19 protein-coding genes are annotated in these 19,737 nt (G+C 70.9%); 8 read left to right on the top strand and 11 right to left on the bottom strand.

Annotation, left to right across the window (positions count from 1 at the left end; all coding sequences use genetic code 11):
- Positions 1-63 precede the first annotated feature (63 nt).
- Positions 64-1,407, bottom strand: coding sequence for a PH domain-containing protein (locus ACTWQE_RS17975; RefSeq protein WP_443329967.1), 1,344 nt, complete (start codon positions 1,405-1,407; stop codon positions 64-66).
- Positions 1,404-1,985: a PH domain-containing protein gene (locus ACTWQE_RS17970; protein WP_443329966.1), complete on the bottom strand. Its 582-nt coding sequence runs from the start codon at positions 1,983-1,985 to the stop codon at positions 1,404-1,406. The genes ACTWQE_RS17975 and ACTWQE_RS17970 overlap by 4 nt, the downstream gene beginning before the upstream one ends.
- A 42-nt stretch (positions 1,986-2,027) precedes the next feature.
- Here ACTWQE_RS17970 and ACTWQE_RS17965 point away from each other — a divergent pair, with 42 nt between their 5' ends.
- Complete coding sequence (locus ACTWQE_RS17965) at positions 2,028-3,170, top strand: NADH-quinone oxidoreductase subunit D (protein ID WP_443329965.1); 1,143 nt, start codon at positions 2,028-2,030, stop codon at positions 3,168-3,170.
- Between the two features lie 69 nt (positions 3,171-3,239).
- On the opposite strand, the gene ACTWQE_RS17960 is transcribed toward ACTWQE_RS17965, so the two are convergent.
- The 4 genes from ACTWQE_RS17960 to ACTWQE_RS17945 form a co-directional block, all read right to left on the bottom strand.
- Positions 3,240-4,352, bottom strand: a complete 1,113-nt coding sequence (locus ACTWQE_RS17960) for a hypothetical protein (RefSeq protein WP_443329964.1) — start codon at positions 4,350-4,352, stop codon at positions 3,240-3,242.
- A 190-nt stretch (positions 4,353-4,542) separates the two neighbouring features.
- Positions 4,543-5,529, bottom strand: a complete 987-nt coding sequence (locus tag ACTWQE_RS17955; protein ID WP_443329963.1) for an ABC transporter substrate-binding protein — start codon at positions 5,527-5,529, stop codon at positions 4,543-4,545.
- Positions 5,530-5,568: 39 nt separating this feature from the next.
- Positions 5,569-6,261: an ABC transporter permease gene (locus tag ACTWQE_RS17950; RefSeq protein WP_443329962.1), complete on the bottom strand. Its 693-nt coding sequence runs from the start codon at positions 6,259-6,261 to the stop codon at positions 5,569-5,571.
- Positions 6,262-6,266: 5 nt separating this feature from the next.
- Positions 6,267-6,959: an ABC transporter permease gene (locus tag ACTWQE_RS17945; RefSeq protein ID WP_443329986.1), complete on the bottom strand. Its 693-nt coding sequence runs from the start codon at positions 6,957-6,959 to the stop codon at positions 6,267-6,269.
- Between the two features lie 173 nt (positions 6,960-7,132).
- Between ACTWQE_RS17945 and ACTWQE_RS17940 the strand changes: the two genes are divergently transcribed.
- The gene (locus ACTWQE_RS17940) at positions 7,133-8,293 is read left to right on the top strand and encodes an ABC transporter ATP-binding protein (RefSeq protein ID WP_443329961.1); all 1,161 of its coding nucleotides are present in this window, start codon (positions 7,133-7,135) and stop codon (positions 8,291-8,293) included.
- Positions 8,294-8,319: 26 nt separating this feature from the next.
- Here ACTWQE_RS17940 and ACTWQE_RS17935 read toward each other — a convergent pair whose 3' ends face one another.
- Positions 8,320-9,435, bottom strand: a complete 1,116-nt coding sequence (locus ACTWQE_RS17935) for an alpha/beta hydrolase (protein WP_443329960.1) — start codon at positions 9,433-9,435, stop codon at positions 8,320-8,322.
- Between the two features lie 196 nt (positions 9,436-9,631).
- On the opposite strand from ACTWQE_RS17935, the gene ACTWQE_RS17930 reads away from it, so the two are divergent.
- From ACTWQE_RS17930 to ACTWQE_RS17905, 6 genes are all read left to right on the top strand, one after another.
- Positions 9,632-11,485 carry a phosphatidylglycerol lysyltransferase domain-containing protein gene (locus tag ACTWQE_RS17930; protein WP_443329959.1) on the top strand — a complete coding sequence of 618 codons (1,854 nt, stop codon included), beginning with the start codon at positions 9,632-9,634 and terminating at the stop codon, positions 11,483-11,485.
- A gap of 134 nt (positions 11,486-11,619) precedes the next feature.
- A complete protein-coding gene (gene folP, locus ACTWQE_RS17925) occupies positions 11,620-12,504 on the top strand; it encodes a dihydropteroate synthase (protein ID WP_443329958.1) in 885 nt (294 codons plus the stop codon).
- Positions 12,501-12,968, top strand: coding sequence for a nuclear transport factor 2 family protein (locus ACTWQE_RS17920; protein WP_443329957.1), 468 nt, complete (start codon positions 12,501-12,503; stop codon positions 12,966-12,968). Before folP ends, ACTWQE_RS17920 begins: the two co-directional genes overlap by 4 nt.
- Positions 12,969-13,199: 231 nt before the next feature.
- Positions 13,200-13,559, top strand: a complete 360-nt coding sequence (gene folB / locus ACTWQE_RS17915; protein WP_443329956.1) for a dihydroneopterin aldolase — start codon at positions 13,200-13,202, stop codon at positions 13,557-13,559.
- 2 nt (positions 13,560-13,561) lie between these two features.
- A complete protein-coding gene (folK, locus tag ACTWQE_RS17910; protein WP_443329985.1) occupies positions 13,562-14,155 on the top strand; it encodes a 2-amino-4-hydroxy-6-hydroxymethyldihydropteridine diphosphokinase in 594 nt (197 codons plus the stop codon).
- Positions 14,156-14,208: 53 nt separating this feature from the next.
- Positions 14,209-14,697, top strand: a complete 489-nt coding sequence (locus ACTWQE_RS17905) for a DUF3180 domain-containing protein (protein WP_443329955.1) — start codon at positions 14,209-14,211, stop codon at positions 14,695-14,697.
- Between the two features lie 289 nt (positions 14,698-14,986).
- Here the strand turns inward: ACTWQE_RS17905 and folE are convergent, their stop codons facing one another.
- The 4 genes from folE to tilS form a co-directional block, all read right to left on the bottom strand.
- The gene (gene folE, locus ACTWQE_RS17900) at positions 14,987-15,592 is read right to left on the bottom strand and encodes a GTP cyclohydrolase I FolE (RefSeq protein ID WP_443329954.1); all 606 of its coding nucleotides are present in this window, start codon (positions 15,590-15,592) and stop codon (positions 14,987-14,989) included.
- Positions 15,593-15,706: 114 nt separating this feature from the next.
- Positions 15,707-17,737, bottom strand: a complete 2,031-nt coding sequence (ftsH, locus tag ACTWQE_RS17895; protein WP_443329984.1) for an ATP-dependent zinc metalloprotease FtsH — start codon at positions 17,735-17,737, stop codon at positions 15,707-15,709.
- Positions 17,738-17,970: 233 nt separating this feature from the next.
- Complete coding sequence (gene hpt / locus ACTWQE_RS17890; RefSeq protein ID WP_443329983.1) at positions 17,971-18,510, bottom strand: hypoxanthine phosphoribosyltransferase; 540 nt, start codon at positions 18,508-18,510, stop codon at positions 17,971-17,973.
- A gap of 101 nt (positions 18,511-18,611) precedes the next feature.
- Complete coding sequence (gene tilS, locus ACTWQE_RS17885; RefSeq protein ID WP_443329953.1) at positions 18,612-19,652, bottom strand: tRNA lysidine(34) synthetase TilS; 1,041 nt, start codon at positions 19,650-19,652, stop codon at positions 18,612-18,614.
- Positions 19,653-19,737 lie beyond the last annotated feature (85 nt).

Genomic DNA, 19,737 nt, shown 5'->3' with positions numbered 1-19,737 from the left:
TACGCAGCGCTGACCGGGCGGCGCCCCACGTGACCAGCACGGTCGTCGGCAGCGGTGGGACGTTCAGGCCTGGTTCTCCGTCAGCCAGCGGTCCGGGAGGGCCTCGCGGCGGCCCGTCCGGGAGCGGTCCGCCTGGGCCTCGGTGATCCCGGCGGCCTCGCCGACGTCACGGAGGCGGGCCGTCACCGTCTTGTTCGCGCCCGTGTCCACATGGACGTCCGCCAGCCCATACCGGCGCGCCCACGGACCCTGAGCGCGCCGTACGCTCTGCACCTTCGCGTGCGGGACCAGGGCCAGCGAACGGCCGAGCAACCCGTGCCGGGCCGCGAAGACCTTCCCGTCGGCCGCGAAGCCGTGGCCGCGCCACCACACCGGCACGCACCAGCGGGCACGCCGCGGCGGCGGCTCCAGTGCGGCCGTCACCGCACGCAGATCGACGCCCGGCAGGACACGGCCGATGATCTCTTCCGCGACGGCCCGTTCGGCGACCGGCAGCAGCACGCCGTTGTCGGAACCGGCCACATCCAGCTCGACACGGACCCACCCGCGCCGGCGCCACAGCAGCGGCTCGACGATCCGTACGGTCTGCACCCGCCCCGGCGGGACCGTCTCGTGCTCGCGGTCGAGCAGCCCGTGGTCGAGCCGGAGGCCGTCCGGGGACTCGCCCACCGTCCAGTCGTACTCCGCGATGTAGCGGCCGGCGCTGCTCGCCCACACCGCGCCCAGGAAGGGCAGTGCGGCCGCGAGGGCCGCCCACAGGCTGTCGCTCACCAGCCACACCACCGGCGGTCCGACGGCCGCCGCCGCCAGGGCGCCCCAGACGCCCGCCATCAGCAGCAGCGACAGGGCGAGGGTCTTCGGGTCGACCCGCACCAGCTGCCGTACGGGCGCCTCGCCCGCGGCCCGCACCGCCTCCGGCGCGATGCCCGCGGCCCGTGCCAGCAGCTCGGCCCGCAGTGCCCGCGCGTCCTTCTCGCTCAGGAAGGCGAGCTCGTCCTTGTCCTCCGTGCCGATGACGTCGAGCTTGAGTTTGGCGACACCGATGAAGCGGGCCAGCAGCGGCTGGGTGACGTCCACGGCCTGCAGACGGTCCAGCCGGATGTGCGCGGAGCGCCGGAAGAGAAGGCCGGTGCGGATACGCAGCTCGGTGTCGGTGACCGCGAAATGGGTGAACCACCAGGACAGGAAGCCATAGGCAGCGGCCGACGGCACCAGCACGGCGAGGCCGGTCAGCGCCGGCCCCACTGACAGCCGACTGATCCACTGGTGGGCCTGGTCCAGGTCGTGGACCGCGAATCCCGCCACGACGGCGACGGGCGCCCAGGCCCGGCGCAGCGGTGTGACCGGGTGCAGCCGCCGCTCCACCGGCTCGGCCGCCACCGGCCGTACCGCCTCCGCCCCCGTCACAGCCCGGCCGATCGGGCCTGGCCGAGCTCCGTGAGACGTTCGCGCAGCCGCGACGCCTCCTCGGGGAGCAGCCCGGGGATACGGGCGTCGCTGGCGGCGGCAGCCGTGTGCAGCTGCACACTCGCCAGCCCGAAGCGCCGTTCGAGCGGCCCGGAGGTGACTTCGACCAGCTGCATCCGTCCGTACGGGACGACGGTCAGCTCCCGCCACAGCACCCCGCGGCTGAGCAGCAGGTCGTCGGCGCGCTCCGCGTACCGCCAGGAGCGCCAGTTGCGCTCCAGCAGCCACCAGCCCCAGCAGCCGAGGGCCAGGAGCGGTACGGCCGCGAGCGCGGCCCAGCCCGGTCCCGCCAGCGGCCAGAGCACCGCCGCGGCCGCCGCGGCGAGCGGCACCAGCGTCCCCACGAGGATCAGCCGCCGCAGCCGCAGCAGTCCCCGGGGCAGCCCGGTCCACACCGCTCCGGTACCCGTCCCCGCATCCGCCCCGGTACGCGTCCCCGTATGCGTACCCGTGTCCGCGCCGAGGCCGCCGCCGGTGTCCGCCTCGGCTTCCCGCCCCGTCCCCGTCCCCGAATCCATGCCACCAGCGTAGGCGGGCGGAGGAGCTGCGAGACTGTTCCCATGACGGAGACGACAGTCGGGATCGGCGGTGCGGCCGAGAGCACGGACATGGTGCTCAACATCGGGCCTCAGCACCCGTCCACGCATGGTGTGCTGCGGCTGCGGCTCGTGCTCGACGGCGAGCGGATCCAGCACGCCGAGCCGGTGATCGGCTATATGCACCGGGGCGCGGAGAAACTGTTCGAGGCCCGCGACTACCGCCAGATCATCATGCTCGCCAACCGCCACGACTGGCTGTCGGCCTTCTCGAACGAACTGGGCGTCGTGCTCGCGGTCGAGCGGATGCTCGGCATGGAGGTGCCGGAGCGCGCCGTATGGACGCGGACGCTGCTCGCCGAGCTGAACCGGGTGCTCAACCATCTGATGTTCCTCGGCTCGTACCCCCTCGAACTGGGCGGAATCACCCCGATCTTCCACGCGTTCACCGAGCGCGAGGAGCTGCAGCACGTCATGGAGGAGATCTCCGGCGGCCGGATGCACTACATGTTCAACCGGGTCGGCGGGCTCAAGGAGGACCTCCCGGCCGGGTGGCTCGGCCGGGCCCGGCAGGCGGTGACCGACTGCCGGTCGCGGATGGACGTGTTCGACCGGCTGGTTCTCGGCAACGAGATCTTCCGGGGGCGCACCCGCGGGGTCGGCGTGCTGTCGCGCGAAACGGTGCACGCCTACGGAGTGAGCGGGCCCATCGCCCGCGCCTCGGGCGTCGACTTCGACCTCCGGCGTGACGAGCCGTATCTCGCGTACGGGGAGCTGCAGGACGTGCTGAGGGTGGCCACCCGGTCCGAGGGCGACTGTCTGGCCCGCTTCGAATGTCTGCTGGACCAGACCCACAACGCGCTGGATCTGGCCGACGCCTGCCTGGACCGGCTCGCGGAGCTGCCGCAGGGTCCGGTCAACCAGCGGCTGCCGAAGGTCCTCAAGGCCCCGGAGGGCCACACGTACGCGTGGACGGAGAACCCGCTCGGCCTGAACGGCTATTACCTGGTGTCGAAGGGCGAGAAGACGCCGTACCGGCTCAAGCTGCGCTCGGCCTCGTACAACAACATCCAGGCACTGACCGAACTGCTGCCGGGGACCTTGGTCGCGGACATGGTCGCGATCCTCGGCTCGCTGTTCTTCGTCGTCGGCGACATCGACAAGTAGTCCACACGGAGGGGACAAGGAGAACGGGGGCGCCGACCCGGAGTCGGACGCCCCCGCGACCCCTGCCTCCTACGAGGTGTGGGCCCGCAGCTCGCGGACGTCGATCTGCTCGGTCTCGTCGTGCTCGGTGAGGTCGATGACCTCACCCGACTCGTCCGCCGCCTCTGATGCGTCCGCCGCACCCGGTTCGTCCTTCTCGACCGGCTCACCCGCCGCACCCGCGTCCTCCGCGCCCTGGCCCGCGTCGCCCTCGGCCACGGCGTCGTCCTCCGGGCCCGCTTCGGCCGAACCGCTCACGTCCTCGCTCCGGTCGGCGTCGTCCACCGGGCGGGCCTCCTCCGCCTTGCTCGCCTCGTGCTCGGCGAGAGCCTCCGCGCCGACGACGTCGGCCAAGTCCTCGTCCGGGCCCGGGGCGGTGGCGGTCGACTCCGGACGCCCGCCCCCGGTCGGCTCTCCGGCGTCGTCCGCCGTCTGCGTACCGAAGAAGTCGAAACCACCCGCGTCGCGCACGGCGGGGCGGCGGAGCGGGGCATACGGCACCACCGCCGCCGCGGCAGGCACCTTGTGGTGCTCCTCGGGCGGGGTGTCCTTCGCGGTGTCGTCATCGGCGGCCGTACGGGAGCGGGCTTCCTTCCCGGCGGCCGCCGCGTGCTTCCCCTTCCGCTCCCCCGCCTCCCGTCGCTCGGCGAGATCGCGGCGGCGGGCCGCCGCGACCGTGCGCTGCGCCTGCTGCCGGGCGCCGTTGCGGACCAGCTCGGTGAGTGCCTTGTCCGCCTTGAGGTACGCGCTGGGCGTGGGAGCGCCGTTGCCGTCGAGAGCGGCCGTGGTGGCGGGCAGCGCCTTGGCCGGCGCGGCGGCCTCCAGTGCGAGCTGCCGACGGCCTTCGAGGGCGCTGGCGCGTTCGGTCTCGGCGGTGGCGTAGCGGCGGAGAAGTTCGGCGTGTTCATTGCGCAGCCGGGCGAGTTCGCCGCGCTTGCCCCGGAGCCTGGCCTCGAGTGCGGTGCGGATCTCGCGCGACTCCTCGAGGTCCGTTTCGAGTTCGGCGATCCGCTCATCGGTGCGCCACTCGTCGCGCGCCCGGGCGTTCTTGAGGTCGGCGACGCGCTTGCCGGCGGCGCGGTCCCAGTTGCGCATCAGGACCGCGCCGACGACAGCGGAGGCGGTCGCGGCCGCTACCAGCACGCGGAGCGCCCAAGGGTCGCCTATCAGCCAGGCAGCGACGGAGCAGGCAACTGACGCGCCGGCGACCGCCGCAGGGGGAAGTAGCCTGTGCAGGGGTGGTGAATGGCGGTGGCGTCCACGTGGCATGGCCAGAAACTTACCGTGCGCCCGGTGTGTCTGGGGACCCGGTGGCCCATCTGTTTTCGGCCGGTTACTTCCCCAGCAATCCCTTCGACTCCAGGTACTCGCCGGCGACATCCGCGGGCTTCTGCCGCTCCGCGTCGACCTTGCGGTTCAACTCGATGAGATCCTCGGTCGTCAGAACCTTCGTGAGCTTGCCGAGAGCCGCCTCGATCTCCTTGTCGCCCGCGTCATCCGCGTTCACCACGGGCAGCACATTGTCGGCGTTCTGCAGGCCCTTGTCGTCCTCCAGCAGCACCAGGCCGAAGTCCTCGAGGGTGGCGTCGGTCGTCGTGGTCAGCACCAGTTGGTCCGTGCCGTCCTTGACCGCCTGCTTGGCGGGCGGAGTGCCGACGCCCTTGGGGTCGACGCCGGTGATGTCGATGCCGTACGTCTTCTCGAGCCCGGGGCGGCAGAAGGGGCGGAGGTCGCACTCGTCACCCGCCGCGAGTTTGATCTTCTGCTTCGACTTCCCCAGGTCGGAGAGGGTTTTGAGATGGTGCTTCCGCGCGAATTCCTCGGTCACCGCGAAGGCGTTCTGATCGACCGCTTCACCTGCCGGGAGGACCTTGAGCCCCTTCGGCGCGGCGAGCTTCTTCAACGCCTCGACGGTCCGGTCCACATCACTGGACGCGACGGGCTTCGCCTTCGGTCCGTTCTTCTTCGCGTTGAGGAATTCGGCAAGCGTAGCGGCGTATTCCGGTACGACGTCGATCTGGCCCTTCTCCAGGGCGGGTTCGTAGAGTTCCCGGTTCTTCAGCGTCTTGATGGTCGTGCCGTATCCGGCGTCCGACAGCAGCTGGGAGTAGAGCTCGGCCAGGAGCGCGGACTCGGTGAAACCGGCCGAACCCACGACCAGCGAGCCCTTCTTGCCTCCGCCGCCCTCCGAGCCGGAGCCGCCCTCCTTGCTCTCCAGGCTCTCGCCGCCGCACCCGGCCAGCCCGGCCGTCAGCGCGGCCACGGCCAGGGCCGCGCCCGCCGCCCGTGTGCCACGCGTGATCCGCGGGGTTCTGCTCATGGGGTTCACCATCCAGCTGGTAGTCGTTCCGTGGGTCGTTCAGGCAACCGTGGCCGGGAGAGCCCTCCGCCGCCGCCTCATGGGGTGGAGAGCCCACTGCGCCAGCGCCAGCAGCGCTTCGACGAGCAGGGCCAGCAGGGCGACCAGAATCGCCCCGGCCACCACCTTCGGGGTGTCGTAGGTGTTGAAGCCCGCCGTGATGATCCTGCCCAGGCCACCGCCGCCGGGCAGCGCGGCGAGCGTCGCCGTCGCGACCACCTGCACCGCCGCCGACCGGACCCCCGTCATGATCAGGGGGAAGGCGAGCGGGAGTTCGACCCGCGTCAGCAGCTGGGCGCCGGACATCCCCATACCCCGCGCGGCCTCCACGACGTCCCGGTCCGCCTCGCGCATCCCGACGTAGGCGTTGGTCAGCAGCGGCGGTACGGCGAACAGCACCAGCGCGATGATCGTCGGCAGATCGCCGTACTTGCCGAGCGGAGTGAGGGTCAGCAGCACGAGCACCGCGAACGTGGGGACCGCACGCCCGGCGTTGGAGATGTTCACCGCCAGCGCCCCGCCCCTGCCCACATGGCCGAGCCAGAGCGCGAGCGGCAGCGCGATCGCACAGGCCAGCGCCAGACACGCGGCGGTCAGCCGGACATGCTCGCCCAGCCGGTACCAGGCGCCGCCCTCCCCTGCCCAGTTGGCGCCCGTGGTCAGCCACGTCCAGGCGTCCGCCATCGCTCCCATACCGCTCAGCCCGCCCTCACCGGACGGATCCGGACCGGGCGTAGGCGGCTACGGCCGGCAGCGCGCCGGCGGCCCGGCGCCCAGGGCGTCAGCAGGCGCTGCAGGCCGAGCAGCAGCACATCCGCCAGCACGGCCAGCACCACGCACAGCACGGAGGCCGTCAGCACCTGCGCCTTGAAGTTGCTCCCCATCCCCTCGTAGATGAGATTGCCCAGGCCGCCGTACCCGACGATCGCTCCGACCGTGGTCAGCGACACCGCCGACACCGTGGCGATCCGCGCACCCGCCATGAGCGCGGGCAGGGCGAGCGGCAGCTCCACGCCGAACAGCAGCCGCCAGGGCCCGTAACCCATCCCGCGGGCGGCCTCCCGCGCCTCCTCGGGCACCGCCTCCAGGCCCGTGAGAATGTTCCGCACCAGCACCGTCAGGGAGTAGAGCACCAGGCCCGTCACCACGACCGAGGCGGAAATACCGAACACCGGCATCAGCAGGGCGAACATCGCGAGCGACGGCACGGTGTAGAGGACCGTGGTCAGCCCGAGGACCGGCCCCGCGAAGACCGGCCGGTGCCGGGCGAGCAGCGCCAGCGGGAAGGCCAGCAGCAGGCCGATGGCGACCGAGGCCGCCGTGATCCCGACGTGCTGGACCGTGGCGTCCAGCAGCTCCTGACTGCGCGTACGGACGTATGTCCCGCACATCCAGTCGTTCGCCGCCAGACAGCTGCGCGCACTCACGTCCGTCCCCCTCTCTCGCCCGGTGGTTCAATGCCTGGCGACCCTATCCCCAAGGACTGACAATCGGTGAGAACTGCCACACCGCCGCAATACGTTCTTCACAGGAACCGGGCCGGTAGCGGCCACAATGGGGAGCCATGATCCGCTTCGAGCACGTCACCAAGAGCTACCCCGACGGCACCACCGCCGTCGACGACCTGTCCTTCGAGGTCACCGAGGGGGAGTTGGTCACGCTCGTCGGACCGTCGGGCTGCGGCAAGACCACCACCATGAAGATGGTGAACCGGCTGATCGAGCCCACCTCAGGACGCATCCTCCTCGACGGCCGTGACATCTCGACGGTCGACCCCGTGAAGCTGCGCCGCCGGATCGGCTACGTCATCCAGCAGGTCGGCCTGTTCCCGCACAAGACGGTGCTGGACAACACGGCGACCGTGCCCCATCTTCTGGGCTGGCACCCCGGGAAGGGCCGTGCGCGCGCGGCCGAACTGCTCGACCTGGTCGGCCTCGACCCCTCCGTCTACGGCGACCGGTACCCCGACCAGCTGTCGGGCGGGCAGCGGCAGCGCGTCGGTGTCGCCCGGGCACTCGCGGCGGACCCGCCCGTCCTGCTGATGGACGAACCGTTCGGAGCCGTCGACCCGGTCGTGCGGGAACACCTCCAGAACGAGTTCCTGAAGCTCCAGGCGACCGTCCGCAAGACCGTGCTCTTCGTGACCCACGACATCGAGGAGGCGGTGCGGCTGGGCGACCGGATCGCGGTCTACGGGCAGGGCCGGATCGAACAGTTGGGCCCGCCTGCTGTGGTACTGGGCGCGCCCGCCACACCGTACGTGGCCGACTTCGTCGGCGCGGACCGTGGCTTGAAGCGGCTGTCGGTGACGACGATCGAGCCGGGCGATCTCGAACAGCCGCCGGTCGTCCACCTCGACGATCCGCTGTCCAAGGCCTCGGGCCGCCTCGCCGCGGACGGTGCGCGCTGGGCGGTGGTCCTGGACGACTCGAACCACCTCCACGGCTGGCTCTCCCGGGACGCGACGGCCTCCGGGACCTCGGGTACGGTCCGCGAACACGCCCGCCGGATGGCGGCCTGGCTGCCGGTCGGCTCGTCGCTGAAACAGGCCTTCAGCACCATGCTCCAGCACGACGCGGGCTGGATCGCCGTCCTCGACGGCGACCGCTTTCTCGGCGTCCTCACCCCGGCCCGGCTCCATGAAGCCCTCCGGCGCTCGATCGACGCGGACGCGAACGCGATTCCCCGCGCGGACGTGGACCTGGAGACGGTGGCGGGGGCGTAGGCCCGGACAGGGCCCGGTTTCCTGGATCAGGGGGCGCTGAGACGATTCGTCAGCCAGTCGAGCGCCGGGGGCACCTCGCGGTTCCAGGTGGTGAAGTTGTGGCCGCCGCTGTCCAGGATCAGCGTCGACACCCGCAGCGGCCGCTTCGCCTTGGCGACGAAGGTCAGGGTGTCCTGGTAGTTGCCCTCGCCCCTCCTGCTGGTGGCGAGCAGCAGCGAGACCGGCGGCATCGGGAGGTGGTCCAGCCGCCACAGCAGGTCGTTCTCCTTCTCCAGCCTCTTGCTGCCGGCGAAGAGGTCCCCGGTGGAGGCGTCGATCGGTGCCTCGTATGTGCCCGAGAGTCCCGCTCCGGCGGAGAACGCCCGGGGATGGCGCATGGTCATCTTGAGTGCGCAGTAACCACCGGTGGAGTTGCCCATCACGCCCCAGCTGCGCGCCTCCTCCCCCACCCGGTAGTGGGACGCGACGGCCCGGCGCAGGTCCCGGGTGAAGAAGGTCTCGCTCTGCGGACCGCCGGGGACGTCCACGCACTCGGTGTCACGGGGCGGCGCGACGGTCGGGCGCATCATGATCAGAACGGTCGGCGGCATCCTGCCCGCGGCGATATGGCGGGCCGCTGTCTGCGGGTAGTGCAGCCGGCTGATCAGATTCTCGGCCGTCCCGGGGAAGCCGGTCAGTACGAGGGCGGCCGGAAACTTCCGGTGCGTGTGAGCCGGTTGGAAGTACTGCGGTGGCAGATACACGTATGCCGTCGCCGCTATTCGGGTGCTCGCGCCGTTGATCTGCACCTTCTCGATCCGGCCCGCCTTCTTCGGGCTGCCTCCTCCCGGCCCGCCCACACGGTGCGCGCCCCGCACCTGGACCGGCCGCACACCGTCCCGGCCGTGGTTCACGACAACACCCATGTCCTGACCGGTTCCGAAAAGATCCGCCCACGAACTGTAGAAACCGAAATAGAGGTTGGCGGCCAGGCCACCCGCCGCGAGGAGCGACAACTGCGTGCCCAGCAGGATGCCGACACGCCCGAGGACGGAAGGTACGCTGCGCCGCGCGAGCCGTGGCCACAGCCAGATGGTCATGGCGAACACCAACACCGCCACGACAACGGCCAGCAGCAGGACCTTCTTGCTGGTGAGACCCATGAAAAGCCTTCTCGAGAGGCGACCGGGCGTCCGTGTCGCGGAGGTGGCGCCTCCCTGAGAGCAGTTCGAGTCTCCTATGGACAGGCTGTCCGGCGCCCGGGAACCCCGGCCCGGAAAGCGGCGTCCTAGAGGGCGCAAATTGTCCGGGAGGCGCGCCCAACGGCCGCAATAGTTCTCGACGGAGCTACGGGAAGCGATGTCTGTCAGGATAGATGGCGAAAAGTCCGATGAGGTTCCGGTGCGTTTCGGACAGGTGCGCCGGATGCTGCGCGGACCCCGCCCCGAGAGAGTGCCCGGCCTGGTCGGCACCGCCTGCACGTTCCTCGGCGTCTTCGATATCGCCGCCGGGGTCTTCCCCCGCTTCCGCCACAGCCGGATGCATGCCGTCGCCGAAGTGCTTCCGGGCGCGCTGGGGCCGTTCGCCGCGGCCATGGCGATCTGCGCGGGCGTGCTGCTGCTCCTCCTCGCGCACGGGCTCAAGCGGCGCAAACAACGGGCCTGGATGGCGACCGTCGTGCTGCTGCCCGTCGGAGCGGTGGGCCAGTTCGTCTACCGGAACTCCCTCGTCGGGGCGTTGCTCTCGCTCGCCCTTCTGGCACTGCTGCTCCGCCACCGACGGCAATTCGCCGCCCTCCCGGACCCCCGAGGCCGCTGGAAGGCACTGGCCAACTTCGCCCTGCTGGGCTCGGGCAGCGTCGCGCTCGGCATGGTGATCGTCAGCTCCCACCCCGGCAAGGTCGTCGGCCGGCCCGGGCTCTTCGATCGTCTGCAGCACGTCCTGTACGGGCTCGTCGGCTTCGAAGGACCGGTCGACTACGCCGGACGCGTCTCCTGGACCGTCGGCTACTCACTGGGGTCCCTCGGCCTGCTCACCGCGGTCACCACCCTCTATCTCGCACTGCGGCCCGAGAACCCGGCCGCCCGGCTGACCCACGAGGACGAGACCCGGCTGCGCGAACTGCTGCGACGACACGGCGGCCGTGACTCCCTCGGCCACTTCGCGCTGCGCCGCGACAAGGGCGTGATCTTCTCTCCCACCGGCAAGGCGGCGGTCTGCTACCGGGTCGTCTCCGGGGTCATGCTCGCCAGCGGCGACCCCATTGGCGACGTCGAAGCCTGGCCCGGGGCCATCGAGCGGTTCATGGAGCACGCGCGCGTGCACTCCTGGACCCCGGCGGTCATGGGGTGCAGCGAGACCGGCGGCGAGGTCTGGACCCGTGAAACCGGCCTGGACGCACTGGAACTGGGCGACGAGGCCGTGGTGGAGGTCGGGGACTTCACCCTGTCCGGCCGCGCCATGCGGAACGTACGGCAGATGGTGAAGCGCATCGAACGGAACGGCTACGAGACGCGGGTGCTGCGGGTCGCCGACCTCTGTCCGGAGGAGCTGGAGCGCATCCAGCAGGCCGCGGCCGACTGGCGGGGCACCGACACCGAGCGCGGCTTCTCGATGGCGCTGGGGCGGATCGGGGACCCGGCGGACGGGGACTGTGTGATCGCCACCGCGCACAAGGCGGACGAGGGCGACGAGCCCGGCCCGTACGCGGACCTGAAGGCCGTACTGCACTTCGTGCCCTGGGGACCGGACGGAATGTCGCTGGACCTGATGCGCCGGGACCGCTCGGCCGACCCCGGCATGAACGAGCTGTTGATCGTGACGGCCCTGCAGGCCGCTCCCGGACTCGGTGTGAAGCGGGTGTCGCTGAACTTCGCGATGTTCCGCTCGGCGCTGGCGCGGGGCGAGCGGCTGGGTGCCGGGCCGGTGCTGCGGGGCTGGCGCGGGCTGCTGGTGTTCCTCTCGCGGTGGTTCCAGATCGAGTCCCTGTACAAGTTCAACGCGAAGTTCCGGCCGGACTGGGAGCCACGGTTCCTGATCTTCCGCAACACCCGTGACCTTCCGCGGATCGGCTTCGCCGCGATGCAGGCCGAGGGCTTTGTCACCCTCGCCCTTCCCCGCCCCTTCGCCCGCCGCTCCGGCGGCGGCCGGGCACGCCCGTGCACCCATCTGTCCGCGGCCCCGGTGCCGGAACGCGAGCCCCAGCCGGCATAGGCCCCTGGCTGCCCGCTGCCCGGGCCGCCCCGCGGCGGACGGCCGGTCCGGAAGGGGCTCGGGGGCTGGAGCGGCCGCGGGCCGTCTCCCCCCGGCGGGCACCGGCGCCCCCGGTGAGGCCTAGGCTGGGGCCCATGAGTACGTTGCGCGGCCGCGTCGCCGGTCTTCCGGAGTGGGACCGCTGTGCGGTGATGGGCGTGGTGAACGTCACGCCCGACTCGTTCTCGGACGGCGGCCGCTGGTTCGACACCGGCGCCGCGGTCAAACGCGGGCTGCAGCTGGCCGCCGGCGGTGCGGATCTGGTCGATGTCGGCGGAGAGTCGACCCGGCCCGGAGCCACCCGGGTCGACGAGGACGAGGAGCTGCGCCGGGTGCTGCCGGTCGTACGGCAGCTGGCCGCCGAGGGTGTCGTGGTCTCCGTGGACACCATGCGCGCCTCCGTCGCCGAACAGGCCGTCGCCGCCGGGGCCGTTCTGGTCAACGATGTGAGCGGCGGACTCGCGGATCCGGCGATGGTGCCGGTGGTGGCGGCGGCCGGAGTGCCGTTCGTGGTGATGCACTGGCGCGGGTTCAGCCAGGACATGAACAGCCTCGCGGTGTACGGGGACGTGGTGGCCGAGGTCGTGGCCGAGCTGCGGGAGCGGATGGACGCCGTGGTCGCCGGGGGCGTCGCCCCCGAGCGGATCGTGATCGACCCCGGTCTCGGCTTCGCGAAGGCCGCCGAGCACGATCTGGCACTCCTCGCGCATCTGCGCGAACTGCACGGCCTGGGGCAGCCGCTGCTGGTGGCCGCCTCACGCAAGCGGTTCCTCGGCCGGGTACTGGCCGGCGGCGAAGGCGACCCGCCACCGGCACGGGAGCGGGACGCGGCGACGGCGGCGGTCTCCGCGATCGCGGCGCGCGAGGGCGCCTGGGCCGTACGGGTCCACGAGGTGCGGGCGACGGCGGACGCGGTACGCGTGGCCCGGGCCATCGAGGGCGCCAAGGGCGGCGCGGAGCACGCCGAGGGGGCCGTGTGAGCGCGGCCCGTACGGACCGCGAGCGGGTCGAGCTGGCCAACACCGCGCTCTATGAAGCCATGGAGCAGGGAGACTTCGAAGCCCTCTCGGAGATGTGGCTGGAGGGAGACATCTCCTGCGTCCACCCGGGATGGCCGGTGCTCCGGGGACACGGCGAGGTCCTGCGCTCCTATGCCGTGATCATGGCGAACACCGACTACATCCAGTTCTTCCTCACCGATGTCGAGGTGTCGGTCCAGGACGACACCGCGCTGGTGACCTGCACGGAGAACATCCTCAGCGGCGGGCCCGCGGAGGAGGACGGAGCCCTGGGCCCGCTGGTCGGCCAGCTGGTCGTCGCGACGAATGTGTTCCGTCGCACAGCGGACGGCTGGAAGCTCTGGTCGCATCATGGGTCGCCGGTGCTGGCGGACACCCAGGACGACGAGGACGGCGAGGGCGAGGAGCCGACGGCCGGTCGCTGAACGTCAGCCGGTGGTGACACGCCACTCGTTCGAGGAGAGTGGGAGACGGGTAGGGGTGGCCACAGGACCGCGGAGCACGCGCGGTCCCGGGCCCGGTAGCAGTCCGGTGGGCCAAAGTCCATAGCCCCCATGGGCGAAGGTTGTCAGGGGTCGCAGGTAGATTCGAGGGCGAGTGGCGTGCCGCCGGCCGGTGCGCACCCCTGGATCCGACGACCGGCGGGAGTGATTCGCGTGGACCGTGTCGCACTGCGCGGCCTGAAGGCCCGTGGTCATCACGGGGTGTTCCAGCAGGAGCGCGAAGAGGGCCAGACCTTCGTCGTCGACCTGGTGCTCGGTCTGGACACCCGCTCCGCGGCGGCCACCGACGACCTCGCGAGGACCGTTCACTACGGGGTCGTGGCGGAAGAGGTCGTGGGCGTGGTGGAGGGCGAGCCGGTCGATCTGATAGAGACGCTGGCGGAACGGATCGCCCAGCAGTGCCTCGAGCACGAGGCGGTGCGGGAGGTCGAGGTGGTGGTGCACAAGCCGGAGGCCCCGATCACCGTGCCGTTCGACGACGTGACCATCACGATCACCCGGAGCCGAGTATGAGCATGAGCACCAGCGACCCGACCGTGCAGCCCGTACCCGCCTCGGTGGTCCAGCAGGTGGACGCCGCCGACACGACGCTCAGCAACCCCAAACGCGCCGTGATCTCGCTCGGCAGCAATCTGGGCAACCGGCTGGAGACCCTGCAGGGCGCGATCGACGCGCTGGAGGACACCCCGGGCGTACGGGTCAAGGCCGTGTCGCCGGTCTACGAAACCCAGCCGTGGGGGGTGGACCCGGATTCGCAGCCCTCGTATTTCAACGCCGTGGTGCTGGTCAAGACGACGCTTCCGCCGTCCTCTCTGCTCGAGCGCGGGCATGCGATCGAGGAGGCGTTCGAGCGCGTACGGGACGAGCGCTGGGGACCGCGGACGATCGATGTCGACATCGTGGCCTATCAGGACGTGATCTCCGACGACCCGGTGCTGACCCTGCCGCACCCCCGCGTACACGAGCGGGCCTTTGTGCTGGTGCCCTGGCACGACGTGGACCCGGAGGCCCAGGTCCCGGGGCGCGGGGCGGTCGCCGAGCTGCTCGCCGGGGTGGGCCGGGCAGGCGTGGTACCGCGCGCCGACCTGGAACTCCGCCTCCCCGAATAGTCGTTAGGCTCCTCGGGTACGGGGCAGGGACGCCATCGCGAGGGGAAGGCCAAGTGAAGCAGCTGCGGGTCAGGGTGCTGTTCGGGCTGTTCGCCGTGGCCGGGGTTCTCGCCTGGGCCGGGGCGCGGCTGTGGGACACCTTCGGCACCCTCCCGAGGGTGCCGGTCGCCGCTCCGATCGTGCTGGGGGTGATCGCGGCCGTGCTCGCCGCGACCGCGCTGTCGCTGCGCGCCCGGCTGAAGGCTCAGCGGGAGCGGCGGCCCGGCGCGAAGGGCGTGGATCCGATGCTGGCCGCCCGTGCTGTCGTCTTCGGCCAGGCCAGCGCGCTGGTGGCGGCGCTGGTGGCCGGGATGTACGGCGGCACGTTCGTCTTCCTGCTGCTGGACGGCCTGGACGCGGGGCCGCGGCGGGACCAGGCGATCTACTCCGGGCTGTCGGTCGTCACGGGCGTGGCGGTCGTGGTGGCGGCCCTCTTCCTGGAACGGGTGTGCCGACTGCCGGAGGACGAGGACGACGGCGGCCCGAAAGCGCCGGCCGTCTAGGCCGTCTGCCCCATCACGCCTGGCCCACGACGCTCCCCCGGACTCCAGCCGCGGGCCCCGCCTTGCGGCGGCAAATGCCGGACAGGACCTGGCGCGGGCGTGGGCGTACAGGGCAACCCGGCCCTGTCCTGGCGGTCCGCGAGGACCCGGGTGGGGATTCATTCCCAGGAGTCGGAGCAGGAGCACCGCCCAGCGGTGGCTGGGGGAGCGCTCAGGACTGTGCGCCCACCACACGAGCCCACAGGACATCGCCGGCGTTCGCCAGCCCGGCACGATTCGCCCGGAGGGACTACCGCGCCATGATCAGGCTCATCGCCTCGGAGCGGGTGGCCGGGTCGCGGAGCTGACCCCGGACCGCGGAGGTGGTGGTCTTGGCCCCGGGCTTGCGGATGCCGCGCATCGACATGCACATGTGCTCGCACTCGATGACGACGATGACGCCGCGCGGCTCCAGGATGTTCATGAGGGAGTCGGCGATCTGTGTGGTCAGCCGCTCCTGCACCTGCGGACGGCGGGCGTAGACGTCCACAAGCCGCGCCAGCTTGGACAGTCCCGTGATCTTCCCGTCCGTGGAGGGGATGTAGCCGACGTGCGCGGCCCCGTGGAACGGCACCAGGTGGTGCTCACAGGTGCTGTACACCTCGATGTCCTTCACCAGGACCAGCTCGTCGTGACCGAGGTCGAACGTGGTCGTCAGCACGTCCTCCGGATCCTGCCAGAGGCCCCCGAATATCTCCTTGTACGCGCGTGCGACACGGGCCGGGGTGTCGATGAGGCCCTCACGGTCCGGGTCCTCGCCGACCGCGATGAGGAGCTCACGGACGGCGTTCTCTGCCCGCTTCTCGTCGAACTCGCCGACGGAGCGCTCGCCGTCCAGCGTCACCGGGTCGGTCATCTGTGCCTCGATCCTCGTGCGTTTCTGCGTCGGGGCATGAGCCAATGCCGCGCCCCCTCAGGTTAGAACCTGAGGGGGCGCGGCATTCATTCCGGGCCCGGGAAGGGCCGCCCGTCAGCTGTCGGAGCCGGGCTCCTCCGGGAGCTCGACCTTGTCCGTCGAGACGGTGCTGGGCGCTGAGCCTCCGGGCTGAGCGCCGTTGGCCATCGTCAGCTCCTTCGGGGAGAGCACCGGCGGCCGTGTGGAGGGCGTACGGCGCGAGGAGCCGGTCCAGGCGGGACGCGCGGGACGCTTCACGACCGTGGAGAAGATCTCCGCGATCTCCTCCTTGCCGAGGGTCTCCTTCTCCAGCAGCTTCAGGACGAGGTTGTCCAGGACGTCGCGGTTCTCGACCAGGATCTCCCAGGCCTCGTTGTGCGCCGTCTCGATGAGCTTCTTGACCTCCTCGTCGACCAGCGCGGCGACCTCCTCGGAGTAGTCGCGCTGGTGAGACATCTCACGACCGAGGAAGGGCTCGGAGTTGTCGGAGCCGAACTTGATCGCGCCGAGCCGCTCGGTCATGCCGTACTGCGTGACCATCGCGCGGGCCGTGGTGGTGGCCTTCTCGATGTCGTTCGCCGCGCCCGTGGTCGGGTCGTGGAAGACGAGCTCCTCCGCCGCGCGGCCGCCCAGCATGTACGCCAGCTGGTCGAGCATCTCGTTGCGGGTGGTGGAGTACTTGTCCTCGTCCGGCAGGACCATCGTGTAGCCCAGAGCACGGCCACGGGACAAGATGGTGATCTTGTGCACCGGGTCGCTGTTCGGAGAGGCCGCCGCGACCAGGGCGTGACCGCCCTCGTGGTACGCGGTGATCTTCTTCTCCTTGTCGCTCATGATCCGGGTCCGCTTCTGCGGACCGGCCACGACGCGGTCGATCGCCTCGTCCAGGAAGTGGTTGTCGATCAGCTTCCGGTCGCTGCGCGCGGTGAGCAGCGCGGCCTCGTTGAGGACGTTGGACAGATCGGCACCGGTGAAGCCGGGGGTGCGTCGGGCGACGGCGCCGAGGTCGACGTCCGGCGCGACCGGCTTGCCCTTCTGGTGGACCTTGAGGATCTCCAGCCGGCCCTGCATATCGGGCCGGTCGACGGCGATCTGCCGGTCGAAGCGGCCGGGGCGCAGCAGCGCCGGGTCGAGGATGTCGGGCCGGTTCGTGGCGGCGATCAGGATGACGCCGCCCTTCACATCGAAGCCGTCCATCTCGACGAGCAGCTGGTTCAGGGTCTGCTCGCGCTCGTCATGGCCGCCGCCGAGGCCCGCGCCGCGGTGCCGGCCGACGGCGTCGATCTCGTCGACGAAGACGATCGCCGGGGCGTTGGCCTTGGCCTGCTCGAAGAGGTCGCGGACACGCGACGCACCGACACCGACGAACATCTCGACGAAGTCGGAGCCGGAGATCGAGTAGAACGGGACGCCCGCCTCGCCGGCGACGGCGCGCGCGAGCAGCGTCTTGCCGGTGCCGGGCGGGCCGTACAGCAGGACACCCTTGGGGATCTTGGCGCCTACGGCTTGGAACTTCGCCGGCTCCTGCAGGAACTCCTTGATCTCGTGGAGCTCCTCGACTGCCTCGTCGGCCCCCGCCACATCGGTGAAGGTCGTCTTCGGGGTGTCCTTGGTGATCAGCTTGGCCTTCGACTTCCCGAAGTTCATCACCCGGGAGCCGCCGCCCTGCATCTGGTTCATCAGGAACAGGAAGACCACGACGATGAGGACGAACGGCAGCAGCGAGAGCAGAACACCGACGAAGGGGTTCTGCTTCGACGGGGACACGGTGTAGCCGTCGGGCAGTGTGCTCTTGTCGCTGTCGTTGGTCTTGGCCTGCAGGTCCTGGGCGAGCTGAGCGCCCTGGTCACCGATATAGCTGGCCTGCAGCTTGTTGCTGCCCTCGACCTTCGTGCCGTCCTTGAGTTCGACCTTGATCTTGTTCTCGTCGCCGGTGGTCAGCTCGGCGGACTGGACCTTGTTGTCGGCGATCGCCTTGACGACCTGGCCGGTGTCCACCGTCTTGTAGCCGCCGGACGAGCCGACGACCTGCATCAACACGACCACGGCGAGGACGGCCAGCACGATCCACATGACCGGCCCACGGAAGTAGCGCTTCACGTCCATCCATACGGGGCGCAGGCGCCCCGTCCCTCCTGCCACAGTGAGGCACGACAGCCCCCAGTCGGAGCTGTCTGTGCGTACGGTGTATTACTCGACCTTTGAAGACTGACCTTCGGACCGTACCCCAGCATTGTCACCCGACGCTGCCCAGGACGGTTAACAAAACCGCCTTCCCATGCTCCAACGGCGGGAAACCGCGACGGGTTCCCGCGCCTTCCCGACGCCGGAGCGAGCGGTCAGCCGCCGTAGACCTGCGGGGCGAGCGTGCCCACGAACGGCAGGTTCCGGTACTTCTCCGCGTAGTCGAGGCCATAGCCCACGACGAACTCGTTGGGGATGTCGAAGCCGACATATTTCACATCGATCGCAACCTTGGCCGCTTCCGGCTTGCGGAGCAGCGTACAGACGTTGAGCGACGCCGGCCCGCGCGAGCTGAGGTTCGACAGCAGCCAGGACAGCGTCAGCCCGGAGTCGATGATGTCCTCGACGATCAGGACGTCCTTGCCCGCGATGTCGGTGTCGAGATCCTTCAGGATCCGGACCACCCCGGAGGACTTGGTGCCCGCCCCGTACGACGACACCGCCATCCAGTCCATGGTGACCGGGGTGGACAGAGCCCGCGCCAGGTCCGCCATCACCATCACCGCGCCCTTGAGCACACCGACGATCAGCAGGTCCTTGCCCGCGTACTCCGCGTCGATCTTCGCTGCCAGCTCGGCCAGCTTCGCGTCGATCTCTTCCTTGGTGATGAGCACCGACTGGAGGTCGGTGCTCATGTCCTTCTCGTCCACCCGCGTCACTCTCGGTTGTCTCGGCCCCGCCGGCGAGCGGCGGGCGCTGCGGCCCGTACGCCTCGGTGTGCGGCCGAAGTTTCGGCTCAGTGTTCGGCGGCGGCCTCGTCGCGTCGCCGAATCACCAGACTGCCACACCGGCGGCGGACCTCCACCCGGCCGGGGAGGTTGATGGCCCCCTGGCCGCGCCATCCGGTGATCAGCCGGTCCACTTCCTCGATGTGCCGGGCGAAGAGGGAGCCGGGCGGGGAGCCCGCGGAGATGGCAGCCCGGCGCAGCACCCGCCGACGGACCGCGGTCGGCAGTGCGTAGAGCTTGGCGGTGTCGAGGGCGGCGAGGCCGTCCCCGCCGTCCGCACGGACGGTCTGTTCGACATCGGAGGCCCACGCGTCGAGGGCGTCGGCGTCGTCACGGGACAGTTGGGCCGTCCGGGCGAGCGCCTCGATCACGCCTTTGCCCAGGGACTTCTCCAGCGCGGGAAGCCCTTCGTGGCGGAGCCGGGAGCGGGTGTAGGCCGGGTCGGTGTTGTGCGGGTCGTCCCAGACCGGGAGCGCCTGGACCAGGCATGCCTTACGGGCGGTCTGCCGGTCGAGCTGGAGGAAGGGGCGCCGGTAGCGGCCGCCCGTGCCGGAGACGGCGGCCATGCCGGACAACGACCGGGTGCCGGAGCCCCGGGCCAGGCCCAGCAGGACGGTTTCGGCTTGATCGTCGCGGGTGTGGCCGAGCAGGATCGCGGCCGCGCCGTGCCGCTCGGCGGCGGCGTCGAGGGCGGCGTAGCGGGCGTCGCGGGCGGCCGCTTCGGGGCCGCCGTGCCGTCCGACGCTCACCGCGACGGCTTCGACCGGGTCGAGGCGCAGGGCCTGCAGGCGTGTGGCGACCTCGGCCGCGCGCAGGCCGGAGCCCGGCTGGAGGCCGTGGTCGATGGTGATGCCGCCCGCGCGGATGTCCAGCTTGGGGGCCTCGAAGGCGAGGGCGGAGGCGAGCGCCATGGAGTCCGCGCCACCGCTGCAGGCGACGAGGACGAGCGGGCCGGACGGCGGCTCGCCCTGAGGGTGGTCGTTGAGGACGTCGTGGAGTACGCGGCGGACCGCCAGGCGTATCGCTGCGACCGCTGGATGGGGACCCATGTCCGGTTCACTTCCTCGGGGCCGGTGCCGTACGGGTGCCGTACGGGCTTCCGTCACGGCAATCAGTCACGGCTCTTCATCACGC

Origin of the sequence: Streptomyces sp. 8N706, assembly GCF_052245415.1 — a bacterium.
Taxonomy (GTDB): domain Bacteria; phylum Actinomycetota; class Actinomycetes; order Streptomycetales; family Streptomycetaceae; genus Streptomyces.
The sequence above is the reverse complement of the archived record's forward strand: the minus strand, read 5'-3'. Positions and strand labels throughout refer to the sequence as shown.